This is a genomic window from Streptomyces sp. NPDC058051 (assembly GCF_042885475.1).
Taxonomy (GTDB): Bacteria; Actinomycetota; Actinomycetes; order Streptomycetales; family Streptomycetaceae; genus Streptomyces.
The window spans coordinates 1-12,774 of sequence record NZ_JBHVRW010000041.1 but is presented as its reverse complement, the minus strand read 5'-3'; the positions used below and the strand labels follow the sequence as shown (position 1 = coordinate 12,774).

General features: G+C 69.8%; 9 protein-coding genes. 7 read left to right on the top strand and 2 right to left on the bottom strand.

Annotated features, from left to right (window positions below; all coding sequences use genetic code 11):
* The first annotated feature begins 16 nt into the window (after positions 1-16).
* Genes ACFVUT_RS35620 through ACFVUT_RS35605 form a run of 4 tightly spaced genes read left to right on the top strand, consistent with a single transcriptional unit; the run spans position 17 to position 5,380 of the window.
* Positions 17-196: a DUF6903 family protein gene (locus ACFVUT_RS35620; protein WP_389659989.1), complete on the top strand. Its 180-nt coding sequence runs from the start codon at positions 17-19 to the stop codon at positions 194-196.
* 5 nt (positions 197-201) lie between these two features.
* On the top strand, positions 202-1,617 hold the full coding sequence (locus ACFVUT_RS35615; RefSeq protein ID WP_389659986.1) for an alpha-L-fucosidase: 1,416 nt from the start codon (positions 202-204) through the stop codon (positions 1,615-1,617).
* Positions 1,614-3,017 (top strand): peptidylprolyl isomerase, encoded by a 1,404-nt coding sequence (locus ACFVUT_RS35610; protein WP_389659983.1) that lies wholly within the window; start codon positions 1,614-1,616, stop codon positions 3,015-3,017. Before ACFVUT_RS35615 ends, ACFVUT_RS35610 begins: the two co-directional genes overlap by 4 nt.
* Entirely contained in the window at positions 3,014-5,380 is a 2,367-nt protein-coding gene (locus ACFVUT_RS35605) for a discoidin domain-containing protein (RefSeq protein ID WP_389659980.1), read from the top strand. Before ACFVUT_RS35610 ends, ACFVUT_RS35605 begins: the two co-directional genes overlap by 4 nt.
* A 140-nt stretch (positions 5,381-5,520) precedes the next feature.
* Here the strand turns inward: ACFVUT_RS35605 and ACFVUT_RS35600 are convergent, their stop codons facing one another.
* Entirely contained in the window at positions 5,521-6,867 is a 1,347-nt protein-coding gene (locus tag ACFVUT_RS35600) for a tetratricopeptide repeat protein (protein ID WP_389659977.1), read from the bottom strand.
* A gap of 177 nt (positions 6,868-7,044) precedes the next feature.
* On the opposite strand from ACFVUT_RS35600, the gene ACFVUT_RS35595 reads away from it, so the two are divergent.
* From ACFVUT_RS35595 to ACFVUT_RS35585, 3 genes are all read left to right on the top strand, one after another.
* Positions 7,045-7,239: a hypothetical protein gene (locus ACFVUT_RS35595; protein ID WP_389660025.1), complete on the top strand. Its 195-nt coding sequence runs from the start codon at positions 7,045-7,047 to the stop codon at positions 7,237-7,239.
* A 189-nt stretch (positions 7,240-7,428) separates the two neighbouring features.
* Entirely contained in the window at positions 7,429-8,334 is a 906-nt protein-coding gene (locus tag ACFVUT_RS35590; protein WP_389659974.1) for a radical SAM protein, read from the top strand.
* Positions 8,335-8,359: 25 nt separating this feature from the next.
* Positions 8,360-8,704, top strand: coding sequence for a hypothetical protein (locus ACFVUT_RS35585; protein ID WP_389659971.1), 345 nt, complete (start codon positions 8,360-8,362; stop codon positions 8,702-8,704).
* Between the two features lie 166 nt (positions 8,705-8,870).
* Here the strand turns inward: ACFVUT_RS35585 and ACFVUT_RS35580 are convergent, their stop codons facing one another.
* Positions 8,871-12,749 (bottom strand): thioester reductase domain-containing protein, encoded by a 3,879-nt coding sequence (locus tag ACFVUT_RS35580; protein WP_389659968.1) that lies wholly within the window; start codon positions 12,747-12,749, stop codon positions 8,871-8,873.
* Between the last annotated feature and the right edge of the window lie 25 nt (positions 12,750-12,774).

Below are 12,774 nucleotides of genomic sequence, written 5' to 3'. Positions count from 1 at the left end.
CGGAAGGAAGACCGACATGAAGGACTCGACGCGTACGGCGCTGCTCGTCACCGTCCGCACGCTGATCGCGGCGGCCTGCGTGGCCCTCGTCGTGGTGGAGCGGACGACGGTCGGGTGGGGACACCTCGCCGTCATGCTCGTCGCGCTGGCCGGGCTGCTCGCCCTGCTCGCCTCGTACAACCGGCGGTTCCGTTGAGCGCCGTGGCGTCCGGACGGACGCTGGCCCAGGTCCGGCCGAGCGCACGGCAACTCGCCTGGCAGGAGATGGAGTTCTACGGGTTCATCCACTTCGGCATGAACACGATGACCGACCGGGAGTGGGGCGAGGGACACGACGACCCGGCCCTCTTCGACCCGTCCGACCTGGACGCCGACCAGTGGGTGAGGGCCCTCAAGAGCGCGGGGATGACCGGCGTCATCCTCACCTGCAAGCACCACGACGGCTTCTGCATGTGGCCGAGCGACGCCACCGACTACTCGGTCGCCTCGTCGCCGTGGCGCGGCGGCAGGGGCGACGTGGTCGCCGAGGTGGCCGACGCCGCCCGCCGGCACGGCCTGAAGTTCGGCGTCTACCTGTCCCCGTGGGACCGCACCGAGGCGTCCTACGGCTCCGGGACCGGCTACGACGACTTCTACGTCGCCCAGCTCACCGAACTGCTCACCCGCTACGGCCCGGTGTTCTCGGTGTGGCTGGACGGCGCGAACGGCGAGGGCCCGAACGGCAAGCGTCAGGTCTACGACTGGGAGCGCTACTACGCGGTGGTCCGCGAACTGCAGCCGGACGCGGTGATCAACGTGTGCGGGCCCGACGTCCGCTGGTGCGGCAACGAGGCCGGGGACACCCGCCCCGACGAGTGGAGCGTGGTGCCGCGCGCCCTCCAGGACGCCGAACGGATCGCGGAGCGTTCGCAGCAGGCGGACGACGGCGCCTTCGCCCGGCTCGTCCGCAGCGACGACCGCGACCTGGGCAGCCGCGCCGCGCTGGCCGGGCACGAGTCCGACCTGGTCTGGTACCCGGCCGAGGTCAACACCTCGATCCGCCCCGGCTGGTTCCACCACACGGCCGAGGACACCGAGGTCCGCTCGGTGGACGAGCTGTTCACGATCTACCTGCGCTCGGTCGGGGGCAACTCCTGCTTCCTGCTCAATGTCCCTCCGGCGGCGGACGGTCGCCTGCGGGACGCCGACGTGGCGGCGCTGACGGGCCTCGGACAGCGCGTCGAGGACTTCCGCTCCCGCCGGATCGAGGCCACCGCGACGGTCACCTCCGGCACCCCGGGCGATGTCGCCACCGCCTGGCCCGGCCGGGCGGGCACGCCCTGGCGGCCCGACGACGCCGACCTCCGGCCCGCCGTGACCCTCGCGTTCCCGGAACCCCGCCCGGTCGAGGCGGTCGTCCTGGGCGAGGACATCACGCAGGGGCAGCGCGTCGAGCACGTCGTCGTCCGGGGCGGTCGCGGCGGTGCGTGGACGACACTCGCCGAGACCGACGCGGTGGGCTACCAGCGCGTCCTCACCTTCCCGCCGGCCGAGGTCGACACGGTCGTGTTCGAGGTGACGCGGTCCCGGGACACCCCTGTCCTCGCCCGGGTGGCCGCGATCGGGGCGGTTTCGTGAAGGGCGCGGCGCCGGGGGCGGGGGCGCCGCGCACACCGGGCGGTTCCGGAAACCAGAGCGCTCGTAAGCAGGGCGCCCGAAAGCAGAACGCTCGCGGGCAGGGCGCCCGAAAACAGAGCGCTCGCGGGCAGGGTGGCCCGGGAGAGCGGGGCGGGCAGGGGGGCCCGGGAGAGCGGGGCGGGCAGGGCACTCGCACACCGGGGGCCACGCGCACAACCGGCGGCGCCCGCAAGCCGGGCACCGCGCGCAGGACGGGCGGCTCCGGTCGGCCGGGCGGGTCGCGCAAGCCCGGTGCCCGCAGACCGGCCGCCGCACGCGGTGCCGCCTCCCGCCCGCAGGCCACCTCCCGCACACCGTCGCGGCGCACCCTCGCCGCCCTGATCGGCGGCTGCCTCGTCCTCGCCGCACTGGTCGTCACCGCGGTCACGACGATCGGCGGCCACGACCGCACCGACGAGGTCGCCTCGATGGACGGCCACCCCGTCACCCGCGACGAACTCCTCTTCCACATGCGGCGGCTCGCGCCCACCGTCCAGAACGAACTGCGCACCGAATACCACCTGCGAGCCACGTTCACCTGGAACGTGCAGACGGGGGACAGGACCGCGCTCCAGCGCCTGGAGACCCGCGCGCTCGACGAGATCCGGAAGGACAAGACCACCTTCGTCCTCGCGAAGGGGCAGAAACTCGTCGACTCCGTGGACTACGCCGACCTCGCCGCCGAACGCACGAAGGAGAACGAGTCCCGCGCCCGGGCCATCGCCGCCGGCCAAACCGTCTACGGGGTCTCGGAGTTCTCGCCCGAGGAGTACTACACCCACCGGCTCACCGAACTGACCACGAGCCTCAAGTCCGGCCTCAGCAAGAACTCCGGCGACCCGCTCCACGTCACCGACGCCGAGGTCCGCAAGGCGTTCGACGCCGACCCGGACGCCTGGAGCGCCAACGCGACCACGTACACGTACACACAACTCGTGGTGCAGGTGCCCGACGGCGCCGCCCAGGACTTCGCCACCGGTCTCCGGCGCCGGGTGAAGGCCGCCGGGCACCTCAAGGCCCTCACGGGCGAACCGGACGCCGAGCTGACCACCGCCACCTACGGCGGCAGCGGCTCCACCGGGCTGAACACCCACGACCAGGACCTCGTGTCCGTGCTCGGCAAGCTCAAGCCGGGCCAGATCTCCGAGCCCGTCAAGGGCACCGGCCAGATCACCTACTACGAACTCGACGGCAAGAAGACTGACGGGGACAAGGCGTTCACGGAGTACGCCCAGCGCATCCGCCAGTCGCTCGTCGCGAAGAAGTTCGACGCATACCTCCAACGCCGGGTCGACGACGCCTCGATGGACGTCGATGCCCCGGCGGTGGCCGCCATCAACGCGAAGGATGTGCAGCAATGAGACCTGTCGACGTCGGCCCACCCGCTGACGAGGCGGCGCCGAAGCGAGTGCGGATCACCGCGCGGACGCTTCGCGCGGGCCTGACCTCCCTGCTTGCCGCGCTGCTCGTGGGGTCGCTCGCCCCGGTCGCGCACGCGGCGGCCCAGCCCAAGCAGCCCACTGCCGCCCCGGCCTCTGCCGCCGGGCAGTCCTGGCCGGGCAACAAGCCGAACAAGACCGGCGGCAAGGACTACTACATCGACGCCACGCTCGGCCACGACAACGCGGCCGGCACCTCGGCGAAGGCCGCCTGGCGCACCCTGGCCAAGGCGAACGCGACGACGTTCAAGCCGGGCGACCGCATCCTGCTCAAGGCCGGTGAGCAGTGGCAGGACGAGCAGCTGTGGCCCAAGGGCTCCGGCAGCGAGGGCAAGCCGATCACCATCTCGGCGTACGGCGACAAGCGCGCCGGCCGGCCCTACATCGCGACGAACGGCAACGTGCCCAGCCCGTTCAAGGCGGACGGCACGAAGAACCCCCAGACCGTGGGGCTGACCGGCGCCATCGTCCTGCGCAACCAGCAGTACTACGAGATCAACAACGTCGAGCTGTCCAACGACGACGACTTCGCGACCGACATCACCACCGGGTCGTACGTCCGCGACGGAATCATGGTCTCGATCAACGCCGACCTGCTGAAGGCCGGCGAGGACAACATCATGGACCACTTCCGTATATCGGAGGTGTTCGTCCACAACCTCGACGGTCCGAGCAGCTGGCAGAAGATCCACTACGGTGCCGTCGACTTCCAGGTCTTCGGCAGCAAGAGCTACAAGGAATACGCGACCGGCGGCTATTACTTCAAGGACGTCCGGATCGAGGACAACACCTTCGAGAACGTCGAACTGCACGCCGTCCAGTTCGCGTTCAACTGGTTCGCCGCCGACACCGCGGACTCGGGCCAGTACGACGAGAGCGGCAAGTGGCACGAGGGCTGGGAGCAGCTGTGGGTGCGCTCCCGCGACCTGTACAGCCGTGACGTCTACATCGGCCACAACTACGCCAAGAGCATCGGCCAGGGTGCCTTCCAGCTCGCCGACACCCAGCGGATGACGGTCGAGTACAACGAGGTCAACGGCTTCCTGGAGCGCTACGACGCGGTGTCCTGCGGCCTGTACCTGTGGGCGGGCGCCGACTCGACCATGCAGTACAACGAGGTGTACGGCGGTCCGGCCAACGAGTACGACGGCACCCCCTGGGACCTGGAGTACACGAACTTCAACGTCACGTACCAGTACAACTACTCGCACGACAACGCGGCGGGCTGGATGGCCTACATGGGCAACAGCTCGAACTCGGTGGCCCGTTACAACCTGAGCGTCAACGACAACGGCGTCCTCGTGAAGAACATGCTGTCGACGAACTACTCGCCGACGTACTTCACGAACAACACCTTCGTCTACGACGGCGCCGACATGGACTACGTCCACGACGAGACGTTCCTGAGCCGCGTCTACTTCCTGAACAACATCTTCTACAACACCTCGAAGACGACCGAGACACCGTGGTACCGCCGCACCGGCGCCCTGCGACAGGCCGTGTTCTCCCACAACGACTACTACGAGGCGAGCGGCAAGCACTCCACCCAGGAACCGGCCGACCCGGACGGGCTGCGCGCCGACCCGAAGTTCGTCGGCGACCCCGCCGACTACGTCACCGGGGCGGGCGTGGACCACATCCGCAAGGCCGCCGCGCACTTCTCGCTGCGCAAGGACTCGCCGCTGATCGACGCGGGCCGCTACAACGCGCACCTGGGCACCGCGGACTTCCTCGGCACCCACCTCTACTACGGTGACGCCCCGGACATCGGCATCGCCGAGACGAAGGCCGGCAAGCGGGTCGCCCACCCGGTCGACGACGATCCGATCGAGGAGGAGGCCGACAACCGGGTCGACCTCGCGCTCGGCAAGCCGGTGACCGCCAGCTCCACCCACCCCGGCGCGAACGGCTCGCTCGGCGCGGAGAAGCTGACCGACGGCGACCTCGCCACCCGCTGGGCCGCCGCCGACGACGCGACCTATCCGATCACGCTCGACATCGACCTCGGCACGGACACCACCTTCGACCAGGTCTACCTGGACGAGTACACCGACTCGGGCACGAACCCGCGGGTGCAGTCGTTCGACCTCCAGCGCTGGGACGCGGCGACGGGCACCTGGGTGACCTTCGCGAGCCGTGACACGGGCATCGGGCACGACCTCACCGTGACCGGCTTCGGCAGCGTCACCACCACCAAGCTCCGGGTGGCCCTCACCGGCCAGATCGCCACGGAGCAGTACACCCCGAGCCTGACCGAGATCTCCCTCTACCGCACGGTCGGCTGACCGGAACGGAGCGGGCCACGGCCCCGTCCGCCGCTCCGACCAGGGGGTGACCCCCTTCCTGCTCGGCCCGGAGCCGTACGGCCGGACAGCATGACCAAAGCCCCGCCACACCCCGATTCGGGGGTGCGGCGGGGCTTTCGTCATCCCGGAATCAGTCCGGGTCGAACCATCTCCCGCGCACGCTCGTACAGGGCTTGGGCGTCGTGATTCCTGGTATGGGGGCGAATGAGGTTGAACATATCCGTCATGCGCTTGTCGATGCGCCCCGAATTGACCAAGGGGTAGTCATCCAACGCGAGTGCCCATGTCTTGCACGCCGCTTCGAGATGCCCCACGGCCAGCTGCCGTTCCGCGAGGATGGCGCGTTCCTTTACGCGCGTACGGCGATAGACGCTGTACCGAAGCCGGTCCGATTCCTGCATGGCGGCAACAGCACCGTGCACGTCGCCCATTTCGAATCGCACCTGGCTGGTGTGGTAGTTGAGCGAAGCGGGGTCGTACGAGCCGAAAGCCTTACCGTGCGACTCTGCGCGCTCCATGGCGACTTCCGCCTCCTGCAAGTATGTGAGCGCCGAGCGGCGGGCACCGATCTGCGCGGCTGCGTGAGCCTGCTGACCAGCGAGGAAAGCCCGCATCCGTGGACCGGCCTGAGGGGATGACGCCGCCGCGGCATCCGCGAGACGCATAGCCATGGGGCCTTGATGCAGGTCTACCGCTTGCACGCTCATACCCCGAAGCGTGGTGCAATACGTCAAGTGGTCTTCCGATGCGCCAGCAAGCTCCAGAGCCTTCAGGTAGTAGCGCTGAGCAAGGCCGTGCAACCCCTCATCCACGGCCATGTATCCGGTGAGATAGCACAGATCGGAAGCCGCAGACATCATCGCTTTGCGCACATCCTCGGGGCCGTTCGTCCGGAGAAACGGGGCAACGGTGTTCACCAGGAAGGTAGCGGCGAGCGGGCGGGCAGTCCGGCCGCCGAACTGGTCGTCCATCGAAGAGAGTTGTTCTGTCATGGCGGAAACGGTGTGCACGTCGGACATGCCGATGCGTGTCCGGGTGCCTTGCTGAGCGGCTTCCATGCGCCCTACCACGTTCGGCCAATCGGGGACCGTCAGTGCCACGGAGAACAGCGCAACGCCGAGCACGCTACGGCGGGCAGGGTCCATGTCCAGCCTTCCGAGATCAATGATCCCGTCAACGGTGCTGGGCGGCGCTGCCTCTGGTCCACTCTCAGGGGCCGGGAAGCGGACTTCTGCGTACGTGACGGGTCGCCCGAGCCTCCGGGTGAACGCCTCCAGGATCAGCGACCGGGCATCCTCGCGCGGCACGCTCCCGCTCAGCCATTGGTGAACGGAAGGTGCACGGTACTGCTTCGGGGTGCCGCGCTCGGTTCCCACCCGGTTGATTGCTTGGGCGCATTGCCGCAGCGTCCATCCTGTTTCGCGGAATAGCCGCTCCAGTGCTGTGTTCGGCTCGCTGGTGCCCACGGTCGGTCAACTCCCCATGCACGAATGCTTCAAGCGCTTAACGCTCTTAATCCCTGTGCGTGTCCCAACCGTACCGCCGGGTGTGATCGCGCGGTTGCCTAGAGCGAACAGTCGGTTTCGCAGGGAAAGGGGACACGACAGGTGGATACAGAGCTGGTACCGACCCCCGGCGCGCTCATGGTGGACACCAGCCGTAAGGACCGCATCGGGGAGTTTCGGGGTGAAGCCGGCCCGTACTGGTCCCTGCGGCCGGTCGGTGGTGGTGCCGAGTGGGAAGCCAAACCCGAGTGGGTGCGCTCGCTCACCCCCGCCGAGAGACTGCGCGCCGAAATCTCCCGTGCCAACCGTCGCAGCCGTGGTGAGCTGTTGTGACGGGTCAGTTTCTCTCGGAGGCGTATGTGGGTGATGAACGGGCGACCGTCCATCTCGGCGGAATCCTCGTTGCAACTCCCCGCCTTGCCCTCCGCCAGGACCGGCGCCGGAAGCGCGGAACCGGCGGGGAAGTGGCTGCTTCCCCGCCGGGTCATGCACCGAGGACCCAATGGCGAGAAAGGATCACTCATGGCGGCATCAACGTTACTGAAGTTCGCGTGGCTCGAAGTGACGGGACTCTGCAATGAGTTCTGTGATCACTGCTACGCGGACAGCGGCCCCAGGGGCACCCGCGGGACGATGACCGTGCGGGACTGGTTGAACGTGATCGACCAGTTGGCGGACATGGGCACGATGGATGTCCAGTTCATCGGGGGCGAACCGACGCTTCACCCGAGCCTGCCCGCGCTGATCAAGCACGCCCACGGGCGGGGCCTCGGCATCGAGGTGTTCTCGAACATGACCCACATCCGTGAGGAATTATGGGGTGCGTTCACGGAGTACGGCGTCAAGCTCGCCACGTCGTACTACTCGGACACCGCCGAGGAGCACGACCAGGTGACCCGGCTCCGGGGCTCCCACGAGAAGACCCGCGCCAACGTACAGAGGGCGTTGGAACTCGGTATCCCGCTGCGGGGCGGAGTCGTCGCCGTGCGGGACGGGCAACGCGTACATGAGGCCGCGCAGGACCTTACGGAACTCGGAGTCGGAACGGTCGGTGGTGACCGGACCCGCGCATTCGGGCGGGCGAGCAAGGGAGCCGCGCCGACCATCGCGGACCTGTGCGGGCACTGCGCACACGAGAAGTGCGCCATCGGCCCGGACGGCTCGGTATGGCCGTGCGTGCTCGGCCGGTTCCTGACCACGGGCAATGTGCGGGAAAGGTCGATCTCCGATATCTGGGGCGGCGCGCAAATGGCTGATGTGACAGCCGAGATCAGAGCAGTGCATGGAGCGGGCGCCCAGGTATGTGCGCCCCCGCAGTTCCTTCCCATGTGCGGCCCGTGCGGGCCGTGTGTCCCCTCGGTGGGTCACTGCGACCCGAAGGCGGCAAGCGCGCCACCGGAGACGGCTACGATCACAGCGCCCGCGTAACCCAAAGACCCACAGGAGGGCACAAATGGACGACCACGGAGACGACTTCGTCCGGTGGTTCCAGGACGGACACGGGGGCGCTGAAAAGGATGAGGACCAGTGGCTCACCATCGCCCGGTACGTCCGGCACGCGGCGAACAAGCTTGGTCCGGAGCTTCCGCTGTGCCTTCCGGGTGAACCGCAGGAATGCGGCCGGAGCGCTCAACAGCACGTGTTGGCGTGGTCGGCGCACCTCAAGGCCGTTGCCCATCACCTGATCGAGGAAGCGGCCCCGTCCGCAGCACGGGCCGCGCACGTCGCCGGCCCCCTGTACCAAAGGCGACTGGGAGACCTGCGAGCCCGGACACCGTCGGCGCACCCCACCCACTGACAGAGCGGCCCCGTCCGACTGCCGCCCCTCACAAGGGAGTTGGACGGGGCGTCGCCTACGACGACCACGGGGCCGCGCCGGTCTCAACGACCGCCGTGGCCCCGTGCCTGCGCGCATGCCCGTCCGTACGCGGGCTCGTCGCTCGCCCGAAGGGCGCCCTACCCGCCTACCCGAGCTTCACCGGTGCCGGGAAGTAGCCGCTGCCGGCGAAGAACTCCGTGTACCTGCCGAACAGTTCGGCGTCGATCTCCGGGCAGGCGATGTCCGTGCCGGCCAGGGCGGCTTCCGTCGCGCTGACGTCCATCCGCATGTACAGGGCCTCACCCGCGGTCATGTAGCTCCGGAAGATGTCGATCACCGGGAAGAGCGCGTTGTCCCGGTCGGCGCGGACGGTGGCGACGAAGTCGTCCCAGGACACCTCGTCCAGGACGTAGCCGGAGTCGCGCAGCCGCCCCACCATGTCGGCGAAGCTGACTGCCACGGGGTTGAACAGATGGAACGTCTGGCCGTTCGTCGTGCGGGACAGCGCCAGGACGGCCGCGCTGACGTAGTCCACCGGCACCATCGGGAAGAACGCGTTCGCACCGGTCGGCATCGCCCGAGCCTGCAGGCTGCCCTTCAGGCTCAGCCAGACGAAGTCGCGCGTCTGGCAGGCGCCGTTGGTCTGCGCGCCGGAGATGACGTCGGCACGGTAGATCGACACGGGCAGGCCGCGTTCCTGGGCGAGTCCGATGACCTTCTCGGCGACGTACTTGCTCTGCCGGTACCCGTTGGTCAGCTCCTCCGGCGGGCCCGTGGGGTCCTGCGGGCTCAGGCCCGCGCCGTCGGGTGCCGGCCTGGCGAAGACACCGGTGCTCGACACGTAGTGCAGGGGGACCGTCCGGTGCAGCGCGGCGAGCCGGAGCGCCCACTCGGTGCCGGTCACGTTGCCCGCCTTCAGCGACGGGTACGGGTGCAGCCAGTTGACCGTCGCGCCCGCGTGGTACACCACGTCGATCTCGCGGGCGAGTCGGTCGAACCGCTCGGCGTCGAGGCCGAAGCGCGGCTCGGAGAGGTCGCCGGTGATGACCGACAGCCGGTCGCCGTCGATCTCGTCCCAGATGCCGTACCAGGTCAGGTTGGCGCGCAACCGGTCGAGCGCGGTCGCCTCGTCGGAGCCCCGGACCAGGCAGTGCACGGTGGCCCCGGTCGAGCGCATGAGGTCCCTGAGGAGGAAGGCGCCGACGAACCCGGTCGCCCCGGTGAGGAACACCTCCCCGGGGTCGGTGACCACGGTGATGACGTCCTCGGCCGGAACCACGTCCTCGGCGAGCCGCACCTCGGCCGCGAAGTCCACCGTGGACCGCGTGGGCGACTCGGTCCGGCGGGCGAGTTCCGCACGCAGGTACTCGATCAGCGCCGCAGGGGTGTCGTGGTCGAACAGCAGGGTCGGCGGCAGGCGGAGGCCCGTCTCGCCCTCCAGCCCGTTGCGCAGCTCGACCGCCGTCAGCGAGTCGAACCCGAGCGCGGTGAAGGCGGTGGTGGCTGCGACACCCTCGGTTCCGCTGTGGCCGAGCACCGTCGCCACAGCGGTGCGCACCAGGTCGAGCAGGAGTTCCCGCTGGCCGGCCTCGTCGAGCGGGGCCAGGCGTTCCGCGAGCAGCCCGGTGTTCTCGGCCGCCGCGCTCACCACGCGCCTGGCCGGTTTGCGGACCAGGCCGCGCAGTACGGAGAGGACCGGGCCGGGCTGCCGCTCGATCAGCGCGATGTCGAGGTGCATCGGCACCGTCGTCGGGTGCGCGGTGGTGATCGCCGCGTCGAACAGCTTCGGGCCCTCGGCCGGTGAGATCGGCCGCAGACCCGACTGCGTCGCCCGGTTCCAGTCCACTTCGGAGAGCCGGGACGCCATGCCGTGCTCCTGTGCCCACGCCGCCCAGGCGAGCGAGTCGGCCGGCAGCCCGTTCGCCCTGCGGTGCTGCGCGAGCGCGTCGAGGAACTGGTTGGCCGCCGAGTAGTTCGCCTGTCCCGGCGAGCCCACGACGCCGGCGACGGATGAGAACAGCACGAACATCGCGAGGTCGGCGTCGGCGGTGAGTTCGTGCAGGTGCCATGCGGCGTCGGCCTTGGCGCGGAGTACGGAGGTGATGCGGTCGGGGGTGAGTGCGGTGACGATGCCGTCGTCGATGACGCCGGCGGTGTGCACGATGCCGGTGAGTGGGTGGTGTGCCGGGATGGAGTCGAGCAGGGTGGTGAGTGCGGTGCGGTCGGCGACGTCGCAGGCGGCGGTGCGTACGGTGGCGCCGAGTGCGGTGAGTTCTTCGGCCAGGTCGTCGGCGCCGGGGGCGTCCGGGCCGCGTCGGCTGGTCAGGAGCAGGTTGCGGACGCCGTACTCGGTGACCAGGTGCCGGGCGAACAGGGCGCCCAGCGCACCCGTACCACCGGTCACCAGGACCGTCCCGTCAGGATCCGGCTCCGGCCTGGCCGTGACGGCCCCGCGCACCCTGGCCAGCCGGGGCGTGGTGGCCCGTCCCTCACGGATGGCCAGCTGGTCGTGGCCGGACGCGATCGCGGTACGGAGCTGCTCGGCGCTCGCCGGGCTGCCGTCGAGGTCGACCAGCGTGATGCGGCCGGGATTCTCGACCTGGGCCGACCTGACCAGACCCCACACCGGGGCGGAGCCGGGCTCGACATCCTCGCCGTCGTGGGTGGCGACGGCGTGGGCCGTCACCAGGACGAGCCGGGAGGTCCCGCACGCCAGCGCGTCCTGCACCAGCTCCAGTGCCCGTCCGGTGGTGCGGTGCGCCGTGTCCGCCGGGTTCGCGGCCACCTCGTCGATCACGGCGACGAGGATGTCCCCGGCGGCGTCCGCGACGTTCTCGACCCGGTGCGCGAGGTCGTCCAGCGGGGTGGTGCCGAGCACCGCCAGGGGGGTGTTTCCGAGCACCGCCAGCGGGGTGGGGGTGAGGTCCTCCGGGTCGGGGAGGACGACCGGCGACCAGACCACGTGGAACAGCGAGTCGCCTGTCGTGCGGTCGACCTGTTCGGCGGGGGCCTCCGGGCGCCGGCGCAGCGCGCGGACCTCGGCGACCGGTTCGCCGCTGTCGTCGGCCAGCCACAGCCGGTACGCGTCCGGGCCCTTGGGCCTGATCCAGACCCGGAGCGAGCGCGGGCCTGCGGCGTGCAGGCTGAACCCGTGCCAGGACAGGCCGGTGGTGTCGTGCCCGGCGGCGAGCAGCGGGTGCAGCGCGGAGTCGAGCAGCGCGGGGTGGATCCCGAACGTGTCCAGGTCCGTGTCATCGGGGAGCCGCACCTCGGCGAACAGCTCATCGCCCCGCTGCCACAACGCCCGCAGTCCCTGGAACGCCGGCCCGTGGGCGCAGCCCTCCTCGTCGAGCCGCTCGTAGAAGCCGTCGAGCCCGGTCGGGGTCGCGTCGGGCGGGGGCCAGGCGTCCAGCGAGAGCAGGGGGGCCGGTGTCGGTTCGGTGAGCAGCCCGGTGGCGTGGACGCCCCAGGGCGCGACCGGGTCGTCCCGGTCCGGCCGGGATCCGACGGTGATCCGCCGGGATCCGTCCTCGTCGGCCGCGCCCAGGGTGACCTGCACCTGGATTCCGCCGCTTTCCGGGACGGTCAGCGGGGTGTCGATCGTCAGGTCGGCGATGCCGGAGCAGCCGACCTCGTCACCGACACGGACCGCCAGCTCCGCCACGGCCGCCGGGGGCAGTGTCGCGGCACCGTCGACGCGGTGGTCGGCGAGCCAGGGGTGGGTGTGCAGCGAGAGCCGGCCGGTGAACACCGCACCGTCACCGCCGGCCAGCTCGACGGCCGTCGTCAGGAGCGGGTGTCCTGGTGCGGTCAGACCGAGCCCGGCGGCGTTGCGCGCACTCAGTGAGCTGATGTCCAGCCAGTAGTGCTGGTGTTGGAAGGGGTAGGTGGGCAGGTCGACGAGGGACGCCGTGGTCCCGGTGAACAACTTCGTCCAGTCGACGGTGTGCCCCTGGACATGAAGATGCGCCAACGCGGTGACCGCCGTACGGACCTGAGGCTGATCACGACGCTGCAACGCCACGAACGACGCATCATCCACACTCTGC

Bases quoted from the DNA above. Each gene is read 5' to 3' on its own strand.
- ACFVUT_RS35620 (WP_389659989.1), top strand. From the start codon at position 17: ATGAAGGACTCGACGCGTACGGCGCTGCTCGTCACCGTCCGCACGCTG.
- ACFVUT_RS35605 (WP_389659980.1), top strand. From the start codon at position 3,014: ATGAGACCTGTCGACGTCGGCCCACCCGCTGACGAGGCGGCGCCGAAG.
- ACFVUT_RS35595 (WP_389660025.1), top strand. From the start codon at position 7,045: ATGGTGGACACCAGCCGTAAGGACCGCATCGGGGAGTTTCGGGGTGAA.
- ACFVUT_RS35590 (WP_389659974.1), top strand. From the start codon at position 7,429: ATGGCGGCATCAACGTTACTGAAGTTCGCGTGGCTCGAAGTGACGGGA.
- ACFVUT_RS35585 (WP_389659971.1), top strand. From the start codon at position 8,360: ATGGACGACCACGGAGACGACTTCGTCCGGTGGTTCCAGGACGGACAC.